Origin of the sequence: Duganella qianjiadongensis (assembly GCF_009857915.1) — a bacterium.
GTDB classification, from domain to species: domain Bacteria; phylum Pseudomonadota; class Gammaproteobacteria; order Burkholderiales; family Burkholderiaceae_D; genus Rugamonas; species Rugamonas qianjiadongensis.
Genome location: NZ_WWCM01000004.1, coordinates 76,158 through 99,863, shown reverse-complemented (window position 1 = coordinate 99,863; position 23,706 = coordinate 76,158). Strand labels below are relative to the sequence as shown.

At 61.7% G+C, this 23,706-nt stretch carries 22 protein-coding genes; 15 read left to right on the top strand and 7 right to left on the bottom strand.

The genetic code is table 11. The annotated features are described in order from the left end of the window. Positions 1-33 precede the first annotated feature (33 nt). The 4 genes from GTP27_RS07925 to GTP27_RS07910 all read left to right on the top strand — a co-directional run bounded on the left by GTP27_RS07925 (position 34) and on the right by GTP27_RS07910 (position 3,261). A complete protein-coding gene (locus GTP27_RS07925) occupies positions 34-381 on the top strand; it encodes an integration host factor subunit alpha (protein ID WP_155435261.1) in 348 nt (115 codons plus the stop codon). A 14-nt stretch (positions 382-395) separates the two neighbouring features. Next, the gene (locus GTP27_RS07920; protein WP_161038641.1) at positions 396-788 is read left to right on the top strand and encodes a MerR family transcriptional regulator; all 393 of its coding nucleotides are present in this window, start codon (positions 396-398) and stop codon (positions 786-788) included. Between the two features lie 139 nt (positions 789-927). Further along, a complete protein-coding gene (locus GTP27_RS07915) occupies positions 928-1,560 on the top strand; it encodes a response regulator (RefSeq protein WP_161038640.1) in 633 nt (210 codons plus the stop codon). 117 nt (positions 1,561-1,677) lie between these two features. After that, positions 1,678-3,261, top strand: a complete 1,584-nt coding sequence (locus GTP27_RS07910; protein ID WP_161038639.1) for a CHASE3 domain-containing protein — start codon at positions 1,678-1,680, stop codon at positions 3,259-3,261. Here the strand turns inward: GTP27_RS07910 and GTP27_RS07905 are convergent. Further along, positions 3,158-3,949 (bottom strand): Crp/Fnr family transcriptional regulator, encoded by a 792-nt coding sequence (locus GTP27_RS07905; protein WP_161038638.1) that lies wholly within the window; start codon positions 3,947-3,949, stop codon positions 3,158-3,160. The two genes, GTP27_RS07910 and GTP27_RS07905, sit on opposite strands and share 104 nt — an antisense overlap. A 250-nt stretch (positions 3,950-4,199) precedes the next feature. Between GTP27_RS07905 and GTP27_RS07900 the strand changes: the two genes are divergently transcribed. From GTP27_RS07900 to GTP27_RS07850, 11 genes are all read left to right on the top strand, one after another. After that, positions 4,200-4,877 carry a response regulator transcription factor gene (locus GTP27_RS07900; protein WP_161038637.1) on the top strand — a complete coding sequence of 226 codons (678 nt, stop codon included), beginning with the start codon at positions 4,200-4,202 and terminating at the stop codon, positions 4,875-4,877. After that, the gene (locus GTP27_RS07895; RefSeq protein WP_161038636.1) at positions 4,874-6,247 is read left to right on the top strand and encodes a sensor histidine kinase; all 1,374 of its coding nucleotides are present in this window, start codon (positions 4,874-4,876) and stop codon (positions 6,245-6,247) included. Before GTP27_RS07900 ends, GTP27_RS07895 begins: the two co-directional genes overlap by 4 nt. Before the next feature lie 109 nt (positions 6,248-6,356). Further along, entirely contained in the window at positions 6,357-6,782 is a 426-nt protein-coding gene (locus tag GTP27_RS07890) for a type IV pilin protein (RefSeq protein ID WP_161038635.1), read from the top strand. Continuing rightward, positions 6,770-7,420 carry a prepilin-type N-terminal cleavage/methylation domain-containing protein gene (locus GTP27_RS07885; RefSeq protein ID WP_229633530.1) on the top strand — a complete coding sequence of 217 codons (651 nt, stop codon included), beginning with the start codon at positions 6,770-6,772 and terminating at the stop codon, positions 7,418-7,420. The genes GTP27_RS07890 and GTP27_RS07885 overlap by 13 nt, the downstream gene beginning before the upstream one ends. Then, on the top strand, positions 7,417-7,893 hold the full coding sequence (locus GTP27_RS07880) for a hypothetical protein (protein ID WP_229633528.1): 477 nt from the start codon (positions 7,417-7,419) through the stop codon (positions 7,891-7,893). The genes GTP27_RS07885 and GTP27_RS07880 overlap by 4 nt, the downstream gene beginning before the upstream one ends. A gap of 1 nt (position 7,894) precedes the next feature. After that, a complete protein-coding gene (locus GTP27_RS07875) occupies positions 7,895-9,091 on the top strand; it encodes a PilW family protein (protein WP_229633526.1) in 1,197 nt (398 codons plus the stop codon). After that, complete coding sequence (locus tag GTP27_RS07870; RefSeq protein ID WP_202416616.1) at positions 9,088-9,669, top strand: hypothetical protein; 582 nt, start codon at positions 9,088-9,090, stop codon at positions 9,667-9,669. The genes GTP27_RS07875 and GTP27_RS07870 overlap by 4 nt, the downstream gene beginning before the upstream one ends. Positions 9,670-9,696: 27 nt before the next feature. Further along, on the top strand, positions 9,697-14,379 hold the full coding sequence (locus GTP27_RS07865; protein ID WP_161038633.1) for a pilus assembly protein: 4,683 nt from the start codon (positions 9,697-9,699) through the stop codon (positions 14,377-14,379). A 95-nt stretch (positions 14,380-14,474) separates the two neighbouring features. Then, complete coding sequence (locus tag GTP27_RS07860) at positions 14,475-16,142, top strand: peptide chain release factor 3 (RefSeq protein ID WP_161038632.1); 1,668 nt, start codon at positions 14,475-14,477, stop codon at positions 16,140-16,142. Positions 16,143-16,325: 183 nt separating this feature from the next. Further along, complete coding sequence (locus GTP27_RS07855; RefSeq protein ID WP_308495211.1) at positions 16,326-16,808, top strand: cache domain-containing protein; 483 nt, start codon at positions 16,326-16,328, stop codon at positions 16,806-16,808. A 40-nt stretch (positions 16,809-16,848) separates the two neighbouring features. Then, positions 16,849-17,919, top strand: a complete 1,071-nt coding sequence (locus GTP27_RS07850) for an MCP four helix bundle domain-containing protein (protein WP_161038631.1) — start codon at positions 16,849-16,851, stop codon at positions 17,917-17,919. 32 nt (positions 17,920-17,951) lie between these two features. Here GTP27_RS07850 and GTP27_RS07845 read toward each other — a convergent pair whose 3' ends face one another. The 6 genes from GTP27_RS07845 to gcvT all read right to left on the bottom strand — a co-directional run bounded on the left by GTP27_RS07845 (position 17,952) and on the right by gcvT (position 23,694). Then, on the bottom strand, positions 17,952-18,368 hold the full coding sequence (locus GTP27_RS07845; protein ID WP_161038630.1) for a hypothetical protein: 417 nt from the start codon (positions 18,366-18,368) through the stop codon (positions 17,952-17,954). A 21-nt stretch (positions 18,369-18,389) separates the two neighbouring features. Continuing rightward, complete coding sequence (locus tag GTP27_RS07840) at positions 18,390-18,647, bottom strand: hypothetical protein (RefSeq protein WP_161038629.1); 258 nt, start codon at positions 18,645-18,647, stop codon at positions 18,390-18,392. A 9-nt stretch (positions 18,648-18,656) separates the two neighbouring features. Then, a complete protein-coding gene (locus GTP27_RS07835; RefSeq protein WP_161038628.1) occupies positions 18,657-18,986 on the bottom strand; it encodes an ArsR/SmtB family transcription factor in 330 nt (109 codons plus the stop codon). Positions 18,987-19,112: 126 nt separating this feature from the next. After that, complete coding sequence (gcvP, locus tag GTP27_RS07830) at positions 19,113-22,007, bottom strand: aminomethyl-transferring glycine dehydrogenase (RefSeq protein ID WP_161038627.1); 2,895 nt, start codon at positions 22,005-22,007, stop codon at positions 19,113-19,115. Positions 22,008-22,139: 132 nt separating this feature from the next. Continuing rightward, a complete protein-coding gene (gene gcvH, locus GTP27_RS07825; RefSeq protein ID WP_161038626.1) occupies positions 22,140-22,520 on the bottom strand; it encodes a glycine cleavage system protein GcvH in 381 nt (126 codons plus the stop codon). Positions 22,521-22,572: 52 nt separating this feature from the next. Continuing rightward, a complete protein-coding gene (gene gcvT / locus GTP27_RS07820) occupies positions 22,573-23,694 on the bottom strand; it encodes a glycine cleavage system aminomethyltransferase GcvT (RefSeq protein WP_161038625.1) in 1,122 nt (373 codons plus the stop codon). Positions 23,695-23,706: the final 12 nt, after the last annotated feature.

The window sequence follows — 23,706 nt, the reverse complement described above, 5'->3', positions numbered from 1 at the left end:
CAGTCCGCACTGGCTGCCGATCTGCATCGCGCCATGCAGGTCGCCAAAGTACGTCAGGATGCTGAAAAAGATTTGCCGACGCTGACCAAGGCGGAGCTGGCCGAACTGCTGTTCGAACAGGTGGGCCTGAACAAGCGCGAAGCCAAAGACATGGTGGAAACCTTCTTTGACGAAATCCGCAATGCGCTGGAACGGGGCGAAGCCGTAAAACTGTCCGGTTTCGGCAACTTCCAGCTGCGCGACAAGCCGCAGCGACCGGGCCGCAACCCCAAGACGGGCGAAGAAATTCCTATCACGGCGCGCCGCGTCGTGACTTTCCACGCCAGCCAGAAGCTCAAAGGCATGGTGGAAGAGAGCAATCCGGCGGCACGTGTTGCCTGAACGGGAGCTAAGTCGTGACCAAGACCGATGCTGCCGTGCTGCCGCCGATACCGGCCAAGCGTTACTTCACCATCGGTGAAGTCAGCGAGCTGTGCGGCGTAAAGCCCCATGTACTGCGTTACTGGGAGCAGGAATTTACGCAGCTCAAACCGGTCAAACGGCGCGGCAACCGGCGCTACTACCAGCACCACGAAGTGCTGCTGATCCGCCGTATCCGCGAGTTGCTGTACGAGCAGGGCTTCACCATTAGCGGCGCCCGTAACAAGCTCGATAGCCGTGGCGAGCACCATGGCGCAGCGGCCGAGGGCAGTTTTGAAGCGGCTGTGCCGCCAGAAGCGGCGCCGCTCGATCGCAGTCTGATCCGGCGCGAACTGCAGGCCATACTGGACCTGCTCAAGCTGGGCTGAGCTGCGCAGGCCAGCCGTACGCGGCCTCCAGCTGGGTAGCTGCTATACTCTCAATATTGACTAAAAATCAGCGACGCTGAATACCGTGACGTTCCGTCCGGGACAGTCTATGCCGCAGGCCGGCCAGACAGGAGGATGCATGATACGCGTTGCCATTTGCGACGATCATCAGATAGTCCGCGCAGGATTCAAACAGATTTTTTCCGCCACCGAGGAATTCGAAGTGGTGGCCGAGGCCGGTAGTGGCCGCGAAGCGCTCGATATCGCCCGCCGCGAAGTGTGCGATGTGCTGATGCTCGATATCGCCATGCCCGACCAGAGCGGCATCGATACCCTGCGCACCATCCGCCAGGGCCAGCCCGATCTGCCGGTACTGATACTGTCCGGCTATCCGGCCCAGCAGTATGCGGTGAACCTGTTCAAGATGGGCGCCAACGGCTATCTGAACAAGGAGTGCGAGGCGGACGAGCTGATGACGGCCGTGCGCACCGTGTTCCAGGGACGGCGCTATGTCAACGCTACGGTAGGCGAACTGCTGGCGCAGACGCTGGACCGCGACCCGAATACGGCGCTGCACATGGAATTATCGGACCGCGAATTTCAGGTATTCCTGCGGCTGGCCAAGGGCGAAACCGTGTCCGATATCGGCGTGGCGCTGTCGCTCAGTATCAAAACCGTCAGTACCTATCGCACCCGCGTGATGGAAAAAATGGGCATGCAGTCGAATTCCGACCTGACCTATTACGCCATGAAGAACAAACTGCTCGAGTAAGCCGGCTGCAGGGCTATGCGCACGGTTGAACTGTGGCGCCAGCGCAGCCATTCTTTCACGGGTCTATAATGCGCCTACGCTGGCCGGCGCAAACTACCATGAAGGAAACCCCTCAGGATGCATTTCACTGTAGAACCGGCACCGCAACACCGTCTGCCACTGTATAAGACGGTCCTGTGCGTGACCTGCGCGCTGCTGCTGATCGTGAATGGCTTCAGTCTGTTCCATAATCTGCAGTCCCTGCGCGGAGCTCAGCAATCGCTGGCCCAGTCGGCCCGCGTGGCGGACCGCTTGCAGTACCTGAATGTGCTGGTGCTGGAAGCGGAAAGCAGCATGCGCGGCTATTTCCTCAATGGCCGCGAAGAAACGCTGCGCGCTACCACCTCGGCATCAACCGAAACGGACGCCGAGTTCAGGGAACTGGAAAAGCTGCTGGCCGATAACCCCTCGCAACTGCGCAATCTGGCTCAGCTGCATACTCTGGTGCGCCGCCGTTTGCGCCTGATGGGGCAGGCGATCGATGTGTACCGCGATGGCGGCCTGTCCGAAATCGTCAAGATTGCCAAGCTCAGCGAACGACGTGTGAACATGGATGAAATCCGCCTGCAGGTGGTGATCATGGAGCAGGAGCAGAACGAAACCATGGCGCACCGTAGTGCGGCCTTCTATCAGGAATATCTTAAGGCCATCCTGCTGGGCATGAGCATTAATGCGCTGGCCATTGTTGTGCTGGTGATGTTCTACCAGCTGGTGCGGCGTAGCTTTGCCAACCGGGCACAGGTCGAGCACGCGCTGCAGAGTGCAAACGAGACGCTGGAATCGCAGGTGCAACAACGTACCGAACAGTTGTCGCTGCTGTCGCGCCACCTGATCAGCATTAGCGAAGACGAGAAAATCCGTTTATCGCGCGAACTGCATGACGAAATGGGCGCCAATCTGACGTCCATCAGCATGGATATTGCCGCCGTTACCCAGCAGTTGCAGCAGCGTGAGCCGGAACTGGCGGCGCAGCTCAAGCGGGCCCGCGCCACGCTGGTGGAAACGGTGGAAATGAAACGCCGCATCGTCGAAAATCTGCGCCCCAGTCTGCTCGATAATCTGGGTCTGTGCGCGGCCATCGAAAGTTATTGCGAAGAGTTCAGCCGTCTGGCGCAGGTGCGCTGCGATTGCGATGTCGCGGCAGGTGTGGAAAAGACCGCGCGCCGCTCCGGCGATCTGTCGATTGCCCTGTTCCGCATCGTGCAGGAAGCACTGACGAATATCCGTAAATATGCCCACGCCAGTCATGTAACAGTGACGCTCACACGTGATCAGCACGGCCTCATCTTGCGTATCATCGACGATGGCATAGGCATAGCCGCTGCCAACATCGTCAAGCCTATGTCGCACGGTCTGCTGGGTATGCGTGAGCGTGCTTTGCTGCTCGGTGGCAGCATGAGCATACGGCGCGGCCGCCATGAAAAGGGTACCTGTATTGAAGTGAATATACCCTTGCCCCAGCCTAGCGCACTGCCTGAGCCTTTAGCGGAACAGGCGATGGCAGCCAGTCCGGGTGGCGCTGTGATAAACAGCCTGCCGCCTGCTCTCAGTGCCGTGCTCAATAGTGCGCTACATCCTCCAGCAGACGCACATACTCCGTCTTTGCCACCTTGTAGCACTCCCCCGCATATTGCTCCAGACCTGAGCGATCGAGTACGGTGATGGTGCCGCGACGGTAGGCGATCAGGCCTTCCTCCTGTAATTTGCCGGCGGCGGCCGTGATGCTTTCGCGCCGTACGCCGAGCATGATGGCGATCATTTCCTGCGTTACCTTGAGTACGTTATCGGACGAACGGTCCAGCCGTTCCAGCAGCCAGCGGCACAGCTTCTGCTCGATGGAACTGTGACGGCCACCGACGGCGTTCTGCGCCATCTGGGCAAACAGTGCCGTGTTGTAGCGCATCAGCAGGGCAGGCAGTGCGCCACCGAGATGGAAGGCGGCGCGCAGATGGCGTGCGTGCATGCGGTAGCCATAGCCGGCTGCCTGCACCATGGCGCTGCACATGGCACGTTCGCCGGCAAACAGCGATACGCCGACCACGCCTTCACGGCCGGCCACGGCGATTTCCGTCGTGGCGCCGTTTTCCATCACGTACAGCAGCGAAATGATGGCGCTGGTAGGGAAATACACATAGTCCATGCAGGCGCCGCATTCGAATAGTTCCTTGCCTGCCGGCAGAGTCACCAGTTCCAGTTCCGGCAGCAAGGCTGCCAGCTCGTGTTCGGGCAGGGCCGCCAGTAATTCATTCTGGCGTGCCCCGCTGGGGCTGATGGTGTACGGCAGTGGTGGACGGGCTGTGGCGCCGTAACCGCGTGTTCTGGGCGATGGGCTGAGTTGGGTATTGTTCATGTTTTTCCTCACAGTCTGGCTACTCAAACAACACCGTCGCTGCGCTTCGGTGTTATCACTACTGTAAGGCGAGGGCGAGGTAACGAACATAAGCGCAGTAGACGCAGGCCTGTAGTCCTCCGTGGGGCAGCTTTGTAGTCCTGATCCTACAAAGTCACCGAGCCCGTCGTGGGGCGTCCGGCGCCGGCCCACTAGGCTTAGCCGCAGGGCAAGTGCATAATGCAGCCATCTCCATAGATGAGCGTGCACCATGCAGGTACTGGTAGTGGAAGACGATGCTGTTCTGGCCGATGGCTTGCGCCGCGTGCTGGGTGAACATGGCATGACGGTGGAACTGCTGGCCGATGGCAGCCAGGCCGACCTGCGTCTGCAGCACGCGGAAACGCTGGCCGTGGCGGTGCTCGATATCGGCCTGCCCGGTCTGGACGGCTTTGAACTGGTGCGGCGTTTGCGTGCACGGGGCAGTCACTTGCCGGTGCTGCTGCTGACGGCACGCGATGCCATCGACGACCGCGTGCGCGGGCTGGAACTGGGCGCCGACGATTATCTGGTCAAACCGTTTGCTACGGCGGAACTGGTGGCGCGCCTGCGCGCGCTGGTGCGGCGCAATGCGCCGAAACCCGGCCAGCTGGCGCTGGGCCGGCTGGCGCTTGATCTCGATGCCAAGCGGGCGCGCGTAGGCGAACGGCTGATCGAGCTGTCGGCTCGCGAGTGGGCCGTACTGGAATTTATGCTGCAGCAGGCCGGTAAGGTGGTGTCCAAGCAGCAGATCATCGATGCCATACTGCCGTGGGGAGACGAGCTGACGCACAATGCGGTGGAAGTGTATGTCTCGCGCGTGCGCCTGAAGATTGCCGATGCGGGCGTCACGCTGCGCACTATACGGGGCTTCGGCTACATGCTGGAAGCGGGGCCGCCGGCGCCATGAGCAGCATCCGTCTGCGCCTGCTGAAATGGCTGATCGGCCCCATCCTGCTGATGAATCTGGCCGGCGGCGCACTGGCCTATCTGCTGGCATGGACACCGGCCCAGCTGGCGTTTGACCAGAGTCTGGCCGAAGCGGCCGCCAGCCTCGGTGCCCGCCTCAGCGATGATGGGGGCGCGCTGAGGCTGGAGCTGCCCGCACTGGCCGAGGCTGTGCTGCGCAGCGACGATAGCGATAGCCTGTATTTTGCCGTGTTCGACGGCGCTGGCCGGCAGATCGCGGGCGATCGCGATTTACCGCTGCCGCCGCAAGCCGCCAGCGCCAGAACACGGCAGCTATCCGACGCCGTGCGGCAGCAGCAGCCGGTGCGGCTCCTGATGCAGCCGTGGGCGCTGCCGGCGCGGGCCGGGAACGCTGCAGCCAGCCATGCTTATATTGTGGTGGCCAAGACTGTGCGCAAGCGCCAGCAGATCCAGCAGGCCACGCTGCGCGCCTTGCTGCTGCTGGAAGGGCTGTTTGCGCTGGCCAGCATAGGTCTGATCTGGTTCAGCGTGAGCAATGGCCTGCTGCCGCTGCAGCGTTTGCGCGCGGACCTGAACCGGCGGGACAGCGATCAGCTGGCAGCGCTGGCAGTGGCCGATCTGCCGCAGGAACTGAAACCCGTGGTGCATGCCCTGAACGGCCTGCTGGAAAAGGTGGGCGAGGGCGCGCAGGCACGCCAGCAGTTTCTGGCCAATGTAGCGCACCAGTTGCGTACTCCACTGGCCGGCCTGAAAACCCAGCTCGAATGGCTGGGTGCGCGCCAGAGCGAGGCCGATGCAGCCCAGTCGGTGCAGCTGATGCTGGCTACCACCGAGCGCATGATCCGGCAGACCAACCAGCTGCTGGCGCTGGCCCGCGCCGAACCCGAGCACTTCGAGAAAACCCGGCTCGAGCCCGTGGCGCTCGATAGCCTGATCGAACCGGCGATCCAGTTGTTCGTCGAGCGGGCCAGCCGCAAGCAGATCGATCTCGGTTTCGAATTGCAGCCGCTGACGGTGCGCGGCGACCATTTCCTGCTGCGCGATCTGATCGATAATCTGATCGATAACGCGATCCGCTACACGCCGGCCGGCGGCAGCGTTACCGTCAGCTGCATGCCGCAGGCTGGCGGCGCCGGTGGCATGCTGGTGGTGGAGGACAGCGGCCCCGGCATCCCGTCCGAGCGGCGCGAGCAGGTCTTCCGCCGTTTTGTCCGGCTCGACGACCGTAGCAGCGGCAGCGGTCTGGGGCTGGCCATCGTGCGCGATATTGCCATAGTACACGGCGCTGAATGCCGTATCGACGACGCCAGCACAGGGCAGGGTGCCCGTTTTTCCATCATTTTTCCCTGATTTTTAATTCTTTTGTGCAATTGTCAGCGCTTTGTCAGCATTTCCTCAGGGAAATGCAAGCTTGCTCGGTTACACTATTAAACGTGCACATTGACAACAGGAGCAGGCGATGAAAACGGGCCAGCGAGGCTTTACCCTGATCGAGATCATGGTCGCCGTGGCGATCGTCGGGATACTGATGGCTTTTGCCGTCCCCTCCTACATGGACTACGTGGTCCGTGGCCGCCTGAGCGAAGCCTTTACGGCGCTCGGCGGCGCGCAGCCGGCGGCGGAGCAGTACTGGGCCAACAAGCGCAGCTATGCGGGCTTCGACGGTGCCGCCGCTTTCCCTGCCAGCACGGCCAATTTCAGTTACGCGCTCACCACGGCCACCGCGTCGACCTACACCATTACGGCCACAGGCAGCGGCAAAATGGCCGGTTTCGTCTACACCATAGACCAGAATGGCACCCATGCCACCACGGCCAGCCCGACTGGCTGGGGCACCAGTGCCTCCTGCTGGGTAGACCATAAGGGTGGAGCATGTTCCAACTAGGCCTGCAGCGCTGGCCAGGGTTTGCCCGCATGCGCGGGCTGACCCTGCTGGAACTGCTGATTACCCTGACCATTTTCGGTTTTATGCTGGCCATCGGTCTGCCCAATGCCAGCAACTGGCTGCTGGCTAACCGCGCCCGCAGCGCCAGCGAGTTTTACGCCGAAGGCTTCAGCATGGCACGGCGCCAGGCTATCGTACATAACACCTTCAGCCGCATCAGCCTGACGCCGAATGTGAATACAGGGCAGATGAACTGGCAGGTGGATCTGTGTTTTGTCGCGGCCAATAGCCAGTGCGGCGCTGCAGAAGGCGGCTGGTCTACCGCGACTACCGCCGCAGCCAATGATCCGGAAGGTGCGGCCGGATTTAAATCCGTGCTGCGACTGGCCGATGCCATGCCGAATTCCGAAGTGCTGTTGCCCAGCACTGTGCCGGAGGGTAGTTCGCAAGTCTATTTCACCCCCATGGGCTGGGTAGACACCCGCTTTGCCGAGCGTCTGACGCGGCTGGTACTCACCCCGGCCAGCCGCTTCCATGGTGAAGTGCCCACTGTTGCGCTGGTCGTTACGCTGGCCGGCATGGCGAGCAAATGCCAGCCCGACGCGCCTGCCACGGATACGCGAGCCTGTCCGCCATGAAAACTATCCTCCGCAACCCGCAACTGCGCCAGCGCGGGCTTGCACAGGTACAGGTGCAAGTGCCCGGACAGCCAGCTGGCCAGCGCGGCATCGCTCTGCTGGAGGCTTTGCTCGCCATCCTGATACTGGGCATAGGCCTGCTGGGCACCATAGGTTTGCAGGCGCGCGCCTACTCGGCCCTGTCCGATGCCAGCCAGCGTGCCGAAGCCACCATGGCCAGCGAAAAGCTGCTCGGCGTGATGAATGCCGATGTGGCGAATGTGCTCAATTACAGCGCGGAAGAGGGGGCGGAACCTTCGGTAGCCTTGCAGCCTTGGGTCGATGAAACCCGCCAGTACATACCGGGCGCACTGCTGGCGGTGCAGGTAACGCCGGAAGCGCGGCGTGTGCGGGTCGATATTTCCATCCGCTGGAAGCGCAAGGCTGGCGACGATATGAACCAGCATCAGCTAACTTCCTACATTGCGAACTGAGATGATGCCTCTTCAGACCTACTATACTCGCCTGCGCATGAGCGGCTTTTCGCTCGTCGAGCTGATGGTCAGCGTGGTGATCGGCATGCTGGCGCTGCTGTTTGCTACGCGGCTGATCATCAGCGGCGAATTGAACAAGGACGCCGCCGTAGGGGGCTCGGACAGCATGCAGAACGGTATGCTGGCGCTGTACTCGCTCAGCAACGACGCGGGAGAATCGGGCTGGGGTATCAACGACCCCATGCTGGCTGGCTGCGATACGGTGCTGAGCGATGCCAGCGGCTATGTGCTGCCCACGGCGACGCGGGGCGGGGTAACGATCTCACCGCTGAGCGCCGTGCTGATCCAGTCGAACGGCAGCAATCCCGATGTGATTGCGTTTAACAGCGGCACCTCGCAAAGCGGCAATGGCTCGGCGCGGCTGTTTGCCGATTATGTGGGCGGCACCCAGTTCACCATCGATAGCCGTAATCCCTACACCTTCCAGACTGGTGATGTGATGGTGGTCGCGCCGCTGGCGCAGGGCAGTGCGCAATGCTCGCTGGTGCAGCTGTCCGGTTTTGGTGCGGCACCGGCGAATACCCTGCTGTTCACTAGCGGCACGGCTTTCCGCTTTAATCCGCCCGGCGGGCTGGCTAATGTGTATCGCCAGAACGCCGCCTATATCTACAATCTGGGCCCTGCCACCCAGTTGCATTTCCATACGTGGTCGGTGGCTAACGGCGTGCTGCTGCTGCGCGCCGCCGAACTGCCCGGTGCCGAGCAGGCGGGGGTTTCCGTAACGGATAATGTGGTCAGCATCAAGGCGCAATATGGTTTCGATACCCGCGTGGTGGCCGGCACCTATGACCCCAGCCCCACCGGCAACGGCATGCAGATTACGGCGTGGAGCGCCACCATGATCGATGCCGATGGCGATGGCGTGGTGGGCAGCCCCGGCGATTATCAGCGTATTGCTGCCGTGCGGCTGGCAGTGGTGGCGCGCAGTAAAACAGTGGCAAAGCCCGATGCTTCCGGCCAGTGCACGGCGACCACCGAGCAGCCGACCGTGTTTGCCAGTGCAGCACCGGCCACGGTTGCTGCCGTGCCCATGCAGGTGAATGTGGCCGTAGCGGGCGATACGCAGGCGTGGCAGTGCTACCGCTACCGCGTGTTCGAAAACATCGTCCCTATCCGTAACGCGCAGTGGAGGCCATGATGCGATTACGCCGCCTGCAGCGGGGGATAGCGCTGCCCATCATGCTGATCATGCTGACCGTGATGCTGGTCAGTAGTATCTATCTGCTCAAGTCCAGCACGTCGACCACGCTGACCACCTCGAATCTGGCGTATGAATCGGCCTTAAGCAAAGCGGCCGATCTGGGTGTGCACACGGCTTTTGCCTATCTGCGCGATATACCCAATAAGGCGCAGCTGGAATCGAACCAGGCGGCGGCAGGCTATGTGGCCAGCATGTCGCCGACATGGACGGTGAGTACGCCCGCCTTCTGGCAAGGCTCGCTAACGCTGCCGCCCGATGCTGCCGGCAACCGGGTGGAATATGTGATCCACCGCCTGTGCGATTTTGCCGGCCCCTATAACGCGGTGAATAACCGCTGCCAGTTGACCTCGGCGCGGCCTAACTCGAAAACCAGCCAGCCCTATGGCCGCAGCGGCCGCTCCGATAGCCCGAATTACCTGGACCAGCCTCAGCTCCACTATGTTGTCACGGCGCGCATAGCCGGCGCGCGTGGCGGCAATGTGGTGACGCAGGCCGTCATCATGAAAGGGCCATAAGGCCCGGTACTGTGGATGGATAGAATCATGAACAATCTGCGCTCGGCCTTATCCGATTTCCTGTTGCTGGCTGCGTTCGCCGCGCTGGCTGCTGTGGCGCCGCTGGCACAGGCCGGCCTGACCCAGATCGCGCAAGTGCCGCTGCTGAACATCTCCGGCACCGGCACGGTGAAACCTAATCTGATGCTGTTGTTCGATAACTCCGGCTCGATGGACCAGACCTACACGCCGGACTACGTCAACGACAACATCTGCCGCAGCGGCGCGACGCTACAGGCAGGTATCACGGCGTGTGCCGTGGGCCATCCGCCGTTCATGAGTCCGGACTTCAACAAGCAGTACTACAATCCGGCCATCCGCTATGTGGTGCCGGTCAAGGCTGACGGCAGCTACTATCCCGAGCAGAACGCCGCCAATACCAGCAACTGGACTTCCGTTACTGGCGATGGCTACGGCGTGCGCAAGAACGACATGGCGGGCAATGTGGTCAGCTCGAACATCAATCTGGTCACCGGTTTCCCGGACTTGAAATGGTGCTCGGGCAGCAGCTGCCAGTTCAATACCGCCAGCTACACCTATCCCGACGCGACCTACCAGACGGCGACGGCAATTACCACGGCGCCGTATTATTACACCATCGGGGTAGGGCAGTTCTGCACCGACGATACCATGAAGACCTGCAAGTCGACCGCCGTAGGCGCCACCGCGCCGGCCGGCTATCCGGTACCGGTCAAGGTGCGCTGGTGTAGCGACCGGCTGCTCACCCAGTGCCAGGGCAAGCGTGTAGGCAGCTACATCTATCCGGCCTATTCCACCCCTACCGGCGCCGTGGCTTCCTACGGCACCATCGCCATCGGCGCCTCTGCAACGGCGAGCTCGCTGACCATCACCAGCGTGGTGGTGAACGGCAGCACCACCATCACCAACGGCACAGTGACCGCGCCCACCGGCACCAATAGCCTGATCAAGCAGCAGACCATGGCCAGCGCGCTGGCGGCCAATATCATTGCCACTTCCGTCAATCTGGGCGCCAGTTCCAGCAAACTGTATTACGCCTGCGTGCGCACGCCGACCGGGCAGCCGACAGTTCCGGCCTGTACCACCTTCGGCATTACGCTGTCGGCAGAAAATCTGCTGGCGGTGGTACCGGTCACCTGCACGGGTACTGTCAGCGTGGCCAACTGCCAGACGCTGACGGACAGTACGCGCGCCGGCTGGGGGCTGGCGGTGACGGCACCGTCCGTCGTCACCACGCCCTATGCGCCGGCCAGCGCCGTGGTGACGTTTACCGGCACCAGCACGTCGTCCTCGCTGACCGCCATACTGAAAAGCCTCAGCTATGCCGGCAGCACGCTGATCGGTGCGTCGTCTGGCAGCAGCCCCGCCTATCTGAGTCTGGGCAAAGGCCGCACTCCGGCGCAGATCGCCAGCTCCGTGGTCGGCGCCATCGGCACGGCCGGCACCATCAAGGCTTATCTGGGCAACAGCAGTAGCTGCCCGAGCGGCTACACTAGCAGCAGCGTCTGTCTGGTCAACTGGGCCGCTAGTGACAACACGGCGACCATTAGCGCCTTCACCATGGACAATCAGGGTACGGTGAGCTGGAGCCGTTCTGCCTCCAGCGGCTATGTGGCGGCTGTGAATGATGCGATTCCCGTCTCGACCAGCGCACTGTCGGCCGGTTCCGGTGCGCCTAACCCGTTTGTGCGGGTGAATATCGTCAGCGGCCAGACCTATCCCAAGAGCGCCGACCGCACCGACTGTGCTGGCGCCAGCAGCTGCAGCTATGCGGAGGAAATGAACAACTTCGCCAACTGGTATGTGTACTACAAGAGCCGGCTGCAAATGATGAAGACCTCGGTCGGCATTGCCTTCTCGGCCATCACAGCGAATTACAAGGTGGGCTATGTCAAATTGTCGAATGCCGGTTCCGGCGCCGCCATCGACCTGAAGCCGGCCGACTTTGCCGGCACTGCGCGTGCCAACTGGTACACCGCGCTGTACAACACCACCACCTCGGGTTCCACGCCTATCCGCACGGCGATGGACAATGTGGGCCGCATGTTCGGCAACCTTTCGCCCTACAACTATGCGGCCGGTCAGGAGGTGGTGCAGTACCCGTGCCAGCAGAATTTCATGATCCTCACCACGGATGGCTACTGGAACGGCAGCAGTACGCCTAACGTCGTCAATAACGATAACGTGGAAAATCCGGCACGCTTCTGCACGCTGGCGCGCGGTTGCGTGGACACGCGGGCACAGAGCCAGCCATCGATCTCGGATGTGGCACTGCACTGGTATAACGGCGGCTCCAGCACCACCACGGTGTCGCTGCGCCCAGCGCTGGAGCCTGATATGAGCAAGCCCGGCTCGGTGCCGGCAGCATCGGGCGAAAACACCCACCTGCACATGAACACCTATACGCTGGGGCTGGGCGTGGACGGGGTGATGACCTACGAGCCGAATTACGATAGCGCGCCCAAGGCTGGCGGCGACTTCTACAAACTGATTACCGGTGCAACCACGGGCTGTCCTTGGAACAGCAATGGTGCTTATGTCTGGCCCGACCCCGATACCACCAACACGGCCAGCACGGTACAGGAACGGGTGGATGACCTGTGGCATGCGGCGATTAACGGGCATGGCAAATACTTCAGTGCGCAGGACCCGAAAGACGTGGTGAGCGGCCTGAGCGAAGCGCTGTCGAATATGCAGGTGCATGTGGGCGCTGCGGCAGCGGCAGCGACGTCTACGCCCAACATCACGCTGACCGACAACGACATCTTCTCCGACACCTTCACCACGGTGAAATGGTTTGGCGAACTGTCCGACCGCAAGATCGATAGCACGGACGGCAGCGTCTCCAGCACGATCACCTGGACCACCAGCGATAGACTGGGCCAGAAGGTGGGCGCCAGCACCGATACGCGCCGCATCTATATGTACAACACCGCGGGCAGCTACGGCAGCGCGCCGGACGAGTTCCGTTTCGCCAATATGAAGGGGGCCGCACCGGCCTGGTTTGCCAGCAAGTGCGGCGCCTTGCCCCAGTGTGCGCTGCTGTCGGCCTCGGACAAGGCGCTGGTCAATGACGGCAATAATCTGGTCAACTGGCTGCGCGGCCAGCAGCAGTATGCCAACGATACGCTGTTCCGCGCCTACAGCATGACTAGCAACACGCCAGCCGGGGCCACGGGGCCGGTGCCTATCGTGCTGGGCGATATCGCCTCGTCCAAACCGGCTTATGTGCGCGATCCCCGCAACGATTATCCGGATGCCGATTACATTACCTTCAAGGACACCTACGGTAATCCGGCCAGCAGCAGCTACCGCAGCGGCGCAGTGTTCACTGCCGCCAATGACGGCATGCTGCATGCCTTTAATTCCTCCACCGGCGACGAGCTATGGGCCTATGTTCCGCGCACCACCATGAAGAAGCTGTACGGACTGGCCAGCACCATCTACAGTACCAACCACCAGTTCACGGCCGACGGCTCGCCGGAAGTGGCCGACATCAAAACCACGGGCGGCAGCTGGCGCACCGTGCTGGTGGCTGGCCTGAATGCCGGCGGGCGCGGCTACTACGCGCTCGATATCACCGATACCAGCAACCCCAAACAGCTGTGGGAATTCTGCGCCGATGCCACCGTCTGTCCGGTCAGCGACGGCGATCTGGGCCTGAGCTTCGGCAACCCGCAGTTCGGCACGCTGGCTAGCGGCCGCTGGGTGGTGTTCCTCACCTCCGGCTACAACAACGTGCCCGGTAGCGATGGCGTAGCAACGGGGAGCGGCAAAGGCTACCTCTATGTGCTCGATGCCTATACGGGCGAACTGCTCAACAAGATCAGCACCAATTCGGGCGACACCACCACGCCGTCCGGTCTGGCCAAAATTTCCGCCATCAGTGCCGACCCCGGTGCTGATCCTCGCGTCAACTACATCTACGGCGGCGATAATCAGGGCCAGATGTGGCGCTTCGATCTGACGGCATCGTCCGGCGCGATCAGCGTCAAGCTGCTGGGCGATGCCGGCGTGGGCAAACCCATCACTACCCGGCCTGACGTCACCATGTGCGCCGTGCCGGTGCAGACGGAAGTGAACGGCGTCACCGTCAACAGCACGGCCGGTGTACGGGTGGTGCTGTTCGGGACGGGGCGGCTGCTCGATGTGCCGGATACCACCGACACCTCGATCCAGAGCCTGTATCTGCTCAAGGATGGCGGCAGCACCATCAGCGATATCCGCGGCGCCAGCATGGTCAGGCAGACCCTGAGTACACTGGGTTCGGGCAGCAATATCAATACCTACCAGATCACCAGCAACCCGGTTGACCTGACACAGAAGGATGGCTGGTATTTCGACTGGGCGCTGAACGCGGGCGAACGCATGAATCTGGACCCGCAGATCGTCAGCGGAGTGGCCAATGTGGTGACCAATCTGCCCACATCCTCATCGGCCTGCTCGGTGGGTGGCTCCAGCAATCTGTATCAGGTCAACGTGTGCAACGGTCAGGCCATCGGCAGCCAGCCGGTGGGGCAGACGCTGTCGAATACCTCGGCGGCGGTGGGCTTCATCATCATCCGCCTGCCGAATGGCCAGCTGAAAATGGTGACCACGCTGGCCGACGGCAGCAACAAGACGTCGCCCCTGTCGGAACAGATCTCGGTCGATGCGCACCGCAGCGGCTGGCGCAGAGTGAAAGGCGAATAGGTGGCGGCACGGGCGGGGGGCAACAAAAGCGCACGATAGGGGCGAAGTTCCGGTAAAATCGAGGGTTTTGCAGAACCGCTCCAGATCGCGTACAAATGTCCAACGATATCGAAAATGTAACCCCCGAGTCCGCTGGCGACCATGCCGTCGTCAGCAGCGCCAAAACCCCGGCACTGATCGCCCGCGAAGTGCAGCGCCGCCGTACTTTCGGCATTATTTCTCACCCGGATGCGGGTAAGACCACGCTGACCGAAAAACTGCTGCTGTTCTCGGGCGCGATCCAGATGGCCGGTACCGTCAAGGCCCGCAAGAGCGGCCGCCATGCCACCTCGGACTGGATGGAGATCGAGAAGCAGCGCGGCATTTCGGTGGCGTCCTCGGTGATGCAGTTCGAATTCCGCGACCACGTGGTCAATCTGCTGGACACCCCGGGCCACCAGGACTTCTCGGAAGATACCTATCGCGTGCTGACGGCGGTGGACTCGGCGCTGATGGTGATCGATGCGGCCAAAGGTGTGGAAGCCCAGACCATCAAGCTGCTTGACGTCTGCCGTATGCGCAATACGCCTATCGTCACCTTCATGAACAAGCTGGACCGCGAAACCCGCGACCCGCTGGAACTGCTGGACGAGCTGGAATCGGTCCTGAAGATCAAGTGCGCGCCCGTGACCTGGCCTATCGGCATGGGCAAGAACTTCCGCGGTGTGTACCACCTGCTCAATGACGAGATCATGCTGTTCAAGGCCGGCGAAGAAAAGGCCGACGGCGCCTTCGAAATCATCAAGGGCATCGACAATCCCCGCCTGCAGGAGATGTTCCCGCTGGAGATGGATCAGCTGCGCATGGAAGTGGAACTGGTGCACGGCGCCTCCAACCCGTTCGATCTGGAGCAGTTCCTGGCCGGTATCCAGACGCCGGTATTCTTCGGCTCCGCCATCAACAACTTCGGCGTGCGCGAGATTCTGTCGGCACTGGTGGACTGGGCGCCTGCGCCACGCGCACGCGACGCCACGGTACGCGCCGTAGCGCCGACCGAAACGCCGTTCTCCGGCTTCGTGTTCAAGATACAGGCCAATATGGACCCGGCGCACCGCGACCGTATCGCTTTCCTGCGCGTCTGCTCGGGCCGTTTCGAGCGCGGCATGAAGGTCAAGCACCTGCGTCTGGGCCGCGAAATCAAGGTGTCGTCGGTGGTGACCTTCATGGCATCGTCGCGCGAACAGGTGGAAGAGGCCTACGCCGGCGACATCATCGGCCTGCCTAACCACGGCAATATGCAGATCGGCGATTCCTTCTCCGAAGGCGAAATGCTGACCTTTACCGGCATTCCTTACTTCGCGCCGGACTTCTTCCGCTCCGTGCGCATTCTGAACCCGCTGAAAATCAAGCAGCTGCACAAGGGCTTGCAGCAGCTGGGCGAAGAGGGCGCGGTGCAGGTATTCAAACCCGTACAGGGCGGCGAGCTGGTACTGGGCGCAGTCGGTGTGCTGCAGTTCGAGGTGGTGGCTAGCCGCCTGAAAAACGAATATGGTGTGGACGCCGTGTTCGAGGGCACCAGCATCAGCAGCGCACGCTGGATTTCCAGCGACGACAAGAAGGCGCTGTCGGACTTCCAAAATTCGCTGGGTCACAACGTGGCCTACGATGCGGCGGGCAATATGGCTTATCTGGCCACCTCCAGCGTCAACCTGCGCCTGACCGAAGAGCGCTGGCCCAAGCTGAAGTTCCACGCTACCCGCGAGCACTCGGCCAAACTGGTCTAAGCTTCAAGCTGTACCTAGCTGCGATGGCAAGCACCTGCCATCGCGGCCTTCCCTTTCCTCTCCCTATGTCCGGCGGCGCATGCAGCAGCTGCTTCGGAATATTCCGCTTCCCCATCCGTAAAAACTGCATTACTGAAGTGCTTGATTAACCGCAAGATTGCATCATGGCATGGGAAGTATCGTATGGCATCTCAGCTGTCGGAGGACACCATGCGCGCCGTATTCATTACCCTGTTCGCGGTTAGCCAGCTGGCGCTGGCAGAGCCCGGCGAGCGCGAAGCGATGGCGCTGGCCGTAAAGGGCGCCCGCTACCTGCAGGAGCATGGCAAGGATGCGCTGATCGCCAGCATCAACCGCAAAGATCCCGCGTTCAATCAGGGGGCGCTCTACCTTGCCGTACGCGATCTGAACGGCATCACCATCGCCCACCCCACCACCGCACTGATAGGCAAGAATCTGCTCGACGTGCCCGATGCCGACGGCAAGCTATTCCGTCACGAGATGCTGGCGCTGGCGCGCGGCAAGGGCAGCGGCTGGGTCGACTACAAATTCCTCAACCCCAGGACGGGCAAGGTGGAAGCCAAGACTACCTATGTCCTGCGGGTGGAAGATGTGGCGCTGGAGGCGGGCGTGTACAAGCACGGGGACAGTAACAAGCGGCACTGAGCCTGGCGCTACCTGATAAAAACGAGCTACGAGAGGGACTATGTTAAGCAAACTGCGGATAGGGCCGAAACTGCTGCTGGCACCGGGGCTGGTGCTGATACTGCTGCTGGTGCTGTCGATAGGGGCGTATGCGGGACTGCTGCGGCAGAACCAGCGACTCGAGGAGATGGTGCAGGTGCGTGCCGTGCGCCTGAAGGCGGCGGATGATCTGGTGATCAATGCTCACAAGGCCCATGCGGAGGCATACCAGCTGCTGACCTGGATGAATGCCAGCTTTTCCTCGGCGCGGGTGGATGCGCTGCTGCGCGAATTGCACGCGCGGCACGCGGCGCTCGATAGCCAGTTTGCCCAGCTTGAAATGCGTACCCAGAACCAGCCGGCCGAGCAGCGCTATGTGGCCCAGTCGCAGGCGGCGTATGGGCTATATATCAAAGCCGTGGCCGATGTGATCGAACTGAGTATGGCCGATCATTCAATGGCGGCCAATGCCATGTCCAAAGCCGAACGCAGCTTCGATGTGGTGGCCAGGCGGCTCGATGAACTAGCGCGGCTGGAGCAGAGCCTGAGTGTCAGCGCGTATGCAGTCGCCGAGGCCGAATTCGCCACCCTGAAGATGTCGATGCCATTGCTGGTAATTGTCTCGATCGTCTTGTCGCTGCTAGTGTCCTTGCTAGTGCGCCGGGCGCTGCTAGATGAGCTGCAAGGCATAGGCAGCGCTGCCAGCAATCTGGCGCAAGGTAATCTGACTGTGCAGCAGCGTAGCTATGGCCGCGACGAGATCGACGAAACTGCGCGCACGCTCGATGGCAGCATCCGCAATCTGAATGCCACGTTGAGGCATATTCTCAGTTCGGCCCAGACCATAGGCAGTGCTTCGCGCGCCATTGCAGCCGGTACGGCCGATCTGCAGATCAGCGGACTGGATCAGGCCACGCAGCAAAAACTGGCGCTGGTCGAGCAGGCCGCGATTGCTGCCAGCAGCCTGCAACAGCAGGCGGTGGATCTGTCCGAGGCAGTTGCCAGATTCAAGCTTGATGACTATCAGCTATCCGACTCTGCCGGAGTGCCTGAACGTATCAGCCGCAAGCATCTGAGTGCTGTCCCCAACTGAAGCACAGTACCAGTGTGGAGGCTGCAGCGGCCTCATTTGCCACGCAGTGGCCTCCAGCGGTCGCCCGGCTGCTGCAGATAGCGGGCATACACATAGCGCCACGGCATGGCTAGCGGGATGATGATGACGAAGGCGCACTCGTATAGCGTGCCGAGCGTAGCCGGATCGATCTGGCCGGAGCGCCACGCGGGGAGGGCGACGACCAGCATCCAGAGAGCTTTCCATAGTAGCTCCCACATCAGCACGGGCAGCATCTGCAGCGGGTAGCGCAGGCCCAGTGCGCACAGAAGGCTGAACGCGGCTAGCATGCACTGCACTACGCCGGTCGGCAGCGACCATGGCTTTTCATGGTGCAGCACGCCGGGCCAGATCACCATAGCCAGACCGACGGTAATGATCAGATAGACAGCGCGCAGCAAATATAGTCGTAAGGTCGAAACTTCTGGCATGGCGTACTCCTGTCCGGATTGCTATTCGACTTCCCTGAGCACTTTCTCGATGACGGCAATGCGCGATTTCAGCTCGGCCAGCTGGTCGTTCATGCTGGCCAGCGTCTGGGCGGTGCTGCTCTGGGCATCGAGCGCCTGCTGTGCCATGGCGCGATAGGCTTCCTCGTGCGCATAGCGCAGTCTGGCCTGCTGCACATTGGCGTAGTAGCGCAGCCCGGCAACGATGATGATCGCCAGCAGGGGCAGGATGATGGTCAGTAGATATACATGCTCGGCCATAGTCGTCTCTTATTCAGGTTGAACGGTTAGGGTGGCGGCGGCCGCTGCCAGCAGGGCAGGGGTGAGCCGGACATCCAGCGGTGCTACTGCAAAGAAGTTAAGCGCTTTGCCATCGGGTGACAGTTCCATTTGGCTGGTCACGAGGCCAGCATCCTCCAGCTTCTGCAAATGCAGGTGCAGCAAAGGGCGGCTAATCCCCAGGTCTCGTGCCAGCTGGCTTACGTAGTTGCGGCCATTGCTGGCCAACCAGCCCATGATGCGCAGCCGATGCGGATTGGACAGCGCCGCCAGCATGGCCAGCAACTGATCGCCGTGCAGTTCTGATGGTTTCTCTGTCATGTGTAAACATTATCTGACAGGTGGTAGCGAGTCAAGCAGATTTTCGCCTCAGGTGGGCATAAAAAAGGGCCAGACCTTGCGGTCTGACCCTTTTGTCTGCGGGTTGCCTAAGCAGATTACACAGAATTATTCGTAGTCGCTGATCGGCGCGCAGCCGCAGAACAGGTTACGGTCGCCGTAGACGTTGTCGGCGCGGCCCACTGGTGGCCAGTACTTCTGCTTGCGCAGCGATGGCACTGGGTAGGCGGCCACTTCGCGGCTGTACTTGCGTTCCCACTTATCGGCGGTCAGTACTTCGGCCGTGTGCGGTGCAAATTTCAGCGGGTTGTCCAGCTTGTCGAATTCGCCGCTTTCCACTTTGGCGATTTCGCCGCGGATGGTGATCATGGCGTCGATGAAGCGGTCCATTTCGGCTTTCGATTCCGACTCGGTCGGTTCGATCATCAGCGTGCCCGGTACCGGGAAGCTCATGGTCGGAGCGTGGAAGCCGAAGTCCATCAGACGCTTGGCCACGTCTTCGTTGCTGATGCCGGTGGCATCCTGCAGCGGACGCAGGTCGATGATGCACTCGTGCGCTACCAGACCGTCGTGGCCCGAGTACAGCACAGGGTAGTGCGGCGACAGGCGGCGGGCCATGTAGTTGGCGTTCAGGATAGCCGTTTCGGTGGCAGCGGTCAGGCCTTCGGCGCCCATCATGGCGATGTACATCCACGAGATCGGCAGGATGCTGGCCGAACCGAATGGTGCAGCGCTGACCGAGCTGATGCCGTCTTCGCTACGCACGTAGCCGTTCGAACGCTGGTTAGGCAGGAACTTGGCGAGGTGAGCGCCGACGCCGATAGGACCAACGCCCGGGCCGCCGCCACCGTGCGGGATGCAGAAGGTTTTGTGCAGGTTCAGGTGCGATACGTCGCCGCCGAAGGCGCCCGGTGCGGCGACGCCTACCAGTGCATTCATGTTGGCGCCGTCGATGTAGACCTGGCCGCCGTGGCTGTGGATGATCTCGCACAGTTCCTGGATGCCTTCTTCGAACACGCCGTGGGTCGATGGATAGGTCACCATCACGCAGGCCAGATTCTTCGAGTGCAGTTCGGCTTTGGCTTTCAGGTCGGCCAGATCGACGTTACCGTTGGCGTCGCAAGCGGTGACCACGACCTGCATGCCGACCATGTTGGCCGATGCAGGGTTGGTGCCGTGGGCCGACGATGGGATCAGGCAGATGTTGCGGTGACCTTCGCCGCGCGACTGGTGGTAGGCCTGGATGACCAGCAGACCGGCATATTCGCCTTGCGAACCGGCGTTAGGCTGCAGCGAGATGGCGGCGTAGCCGGTGACTGCGCACAGCATTTCTTCCAGCTGGGCGATCATTTCGCGGTAGCCCACGGTTTGCGCCTGTGGTGCAAACGGGTGGATGCTGGAGAATTCCGGCCAGGTTACCGGAATCATTTCCGAGGTAGCGTTCAGCTTCATGGTGCACGAACCCAGCGGAATCATGGTGCGATCCAGCGCCAGATCCTTGTCGGCCAGCGCGCGCAGGTAACGCAGCATCTCGGTTTCCGAGTGATAGCGGTTGAATACCGGATGGGTCAGATAGGCGCTACTACGGGCCAGTTCGGCGGCGTAGGCTGGCGCTACGGCTGCTTCCACCGCATCCAGATCCGGGCACGCAGTGCTGCTGCCGGCGGCCTGGGCGAACACGGTCCACAGCAGGGCGATGTCGTCGCGGGTGGTGGTTTCGTCCAGCGATACGCCAACGTGGGTAGCGTCGATCTGGCGCAGGTTGACGCCGTTGGCCAGTGCTGCAGCGTGCACGGCGGCGGCATCTTTCACTGCCACGGTCAGGGTGTCGAAGAAGCTGGCGTTGACTACGCTGTAGCCCTGCGCTTTCAGGTTGGCGGCCAGTACGCCGGTGTAGCGGTGTACGCGCTGGGCGATCTGCTGCAGGCCTTTAGGACCGTGGTAGACGGCGTACATGGACGCCATCACGGCCAGCAGCACCTGCGCGGTACAGATGTTGGAGGTGGCTTTCTCGCGGCGGATGTGCTGCTCGCGGGTCTGCAGCGCCAGACGGTAGGCCTTGTTGCCCTGTGCGTCGATGGTGACACCCACCAGACGGCCGGACATGCTGCGCTTGAATTCGTCGCGGGTAGCCAGATAGCCGGCGTGCGGGCCGCCGAAGCCCAGCGGTACACCGAAGCGCTGGCTGTTACCGACGACCACGTCGGCGCCCCATTCGCCCGGTGGCGTCAGCAGGGTCAGGGCCAGCAGGTCGGCCGCGACGATCACCATGGCGCCAGTCGCTTTAACGGTAGCCACGGCATCCTTGTAGTCGCGCACGACGCCGTTCACGCCCGGGTATTGCAGCAGCACGCCGAACGCGTCGGTCACGCCAGCCAGTTCGGCGGCGTCGAAAGTCTTGACGGTGATGCCCAGCGGCTTGGCGCGGGTCTGCACCACTTCCAGCGTTTGCGGCAGCACGTCGCTGGCGACGTAGAAGGTGATCGATTTGGATTTGCCCACGCGCTGGATCAGCGTCATGGCTTCCGCTGCGGCCGTGCCTTCGTCCAGCATCGATGCGTTGGCGATGCCCATGCCGGTCAGGTCGGTGATGGTCTGCTGGAAATTCAGGATGGCTTCCAGACGGCCCTGCGAAATCTCTGGCTGGTAAGGGGTGTAGGCGGTGTACCAGGCCGGGTTTTCGAAGATGTTACGCAGGATAACGCCCGGGGTATGGGTGTTGTAGTAGCCCTGACCGATCAGCGACTTGAGTACCTGATTTTTCGAGGCAGTGGCTTTCAGCTTGGCCAGGGCATCCTGTTCCGGCATGGGCTGGGCGTAGGCGCCCAGCGGCAGCGGGTTGCGGTTGCGGATGTTGGCGGGAACCAGTGCGTCGATCAGGGCGGTGCGCGAGGCGTAGCCGAGCAGGGACAGCATTTCTTGCTGTTCGGTGGCATCCGGGCCGATGTGGCGAGCGATGAAAGCGTCACGCGCTTCGAGTTGGGTCAGGCTGGTACGGGTCATGATGTGTCAGGGCCGATAGAGGAATACGAGAAAAACGGGAGCGCCTGATTGCCTTAGCCTGCGCGGCGCGCAGCTAGCGGGAGACAATAAGGCAATAAGCAAAAGGCCAGCAGACGCTGGCCTTCCAGGACATTAATGGTCGGTGGTCTTGCCGTAGGCGGCAGCGTCCAGCAGGCCATCGATGGCGCCAGCATCCGCTGGTTTGATCTTGAACAGCCATGCAGCGTAGGCATCGCTGTTGATCGATTCAGGAGCATTCACCACGTCGTCGTTGACGGCGATGATCTCGCCGGCGATAGGCGCGTAGATGTCGCTGGCAGCCTTGACCGATTCCACTACAGCAGCGTCGTCGCCGGCGCCGAAGCTGGCGCCAACTTTAGGCAGCTCGACGAAAACGATGTCGCCCAGTGCATCCTGGGCGAATTCGGTGATGCCGACGGTAACGGTGCCGTCTGCTTCAGCGCGTACCCATTCGTGGGATTCGGTGTACTTCAGGTCTGCAGGGATATTCATGTGTGGCTCCAGAGTGTGAGGGATGTTGATGATAATTGTCGATATCGGCTAATCAGACAGCCAGAATTTTACCGTTACGGACGAATGGCAGCTTAACTACCGAAGCAGCCAGTTTCTTGTCGCGGATTTCCACGTGCACGGTATCGCCTACGGCCACGTTCATCGGCACGCGCGCCAGCGCAATCGCCTGCTGCATGGTCGGGCTGAAGGTGCCGGAAGTGATTTCGCCGGTGGCTTCGGTGCCGGCCACGATGACTTTCTGATGGGCGCGCAGTACGCCGCCTTTTTCACGCAGGATCAGACCTACGAACTGGGCGTTCTGGCCCATGCTCTGCAGGGCAGCCTTGCCGATGAAGTCGCGCTCGGAGACCAGATCGATGGTCCATGCCAGACCGGCGTCCAGCGGGTTGACGGTTTCGTCCATGTCCTGGCCGTACAGATTCATGCCCGCTTCCAGACGCAGGGTGTCGCGTGCACCCAGGCCGGCCGGTTTGACGCCCGCGGCAGCCAGTGCGTTCCACAGGGCTTCGGCCTGTTCGGCAGCAACGCCGATTTCGAAGCCGTCTTCGCCGGTGTAGCCGGTGCGGGCGATCATCGCTTCGCCGAATGCGGTGCTCTGGGCGAAGGCCACGTTGAATGGTTTCATGTCGGCGCTGACGGCCTGCGATTCGGGAATCACCTGCCATACTTTGGCACGGGCGTTCGGGCCCTGCACGGCGATCAGGGCCATGGCGTGAGGGCCGTCGCGGCGCTGGGTGATGGTCAGGCCGCTGTTAGTGACGCTGTTCTGCTGCTGCATCCATGCCACATCTTTTTCTGCCGTGCCGGCGTTGACCACCAGACGGAACCAGCTTTCGCTGATGAAGTAGACGATCAGGTCGTCGATCACGTAGCCTTGCGGGTTCAGCATGCACGAGTACAGGGCTTTGCCCGATACCTGCAGCTTGTCGACGTTGTTGGCCAGCAGGCCGCGCAGGAAGGCGCGCACGTTGTCGCCCTTGATGTCGACCACGCACATGTGGGCCACGTCGAACATGCCGACATCGCTACGCACAGCATGGTGTTCTTCGATTTGCGAGCCGTAGTTGACAGGCATATCCCAGCCGCCGAAATCGACCATACGGGCGCCGGCTGCGCGGTGGGCATTATTGAGGGGGGTGGCTTTGAGCGTCATGGTACTCGGTCC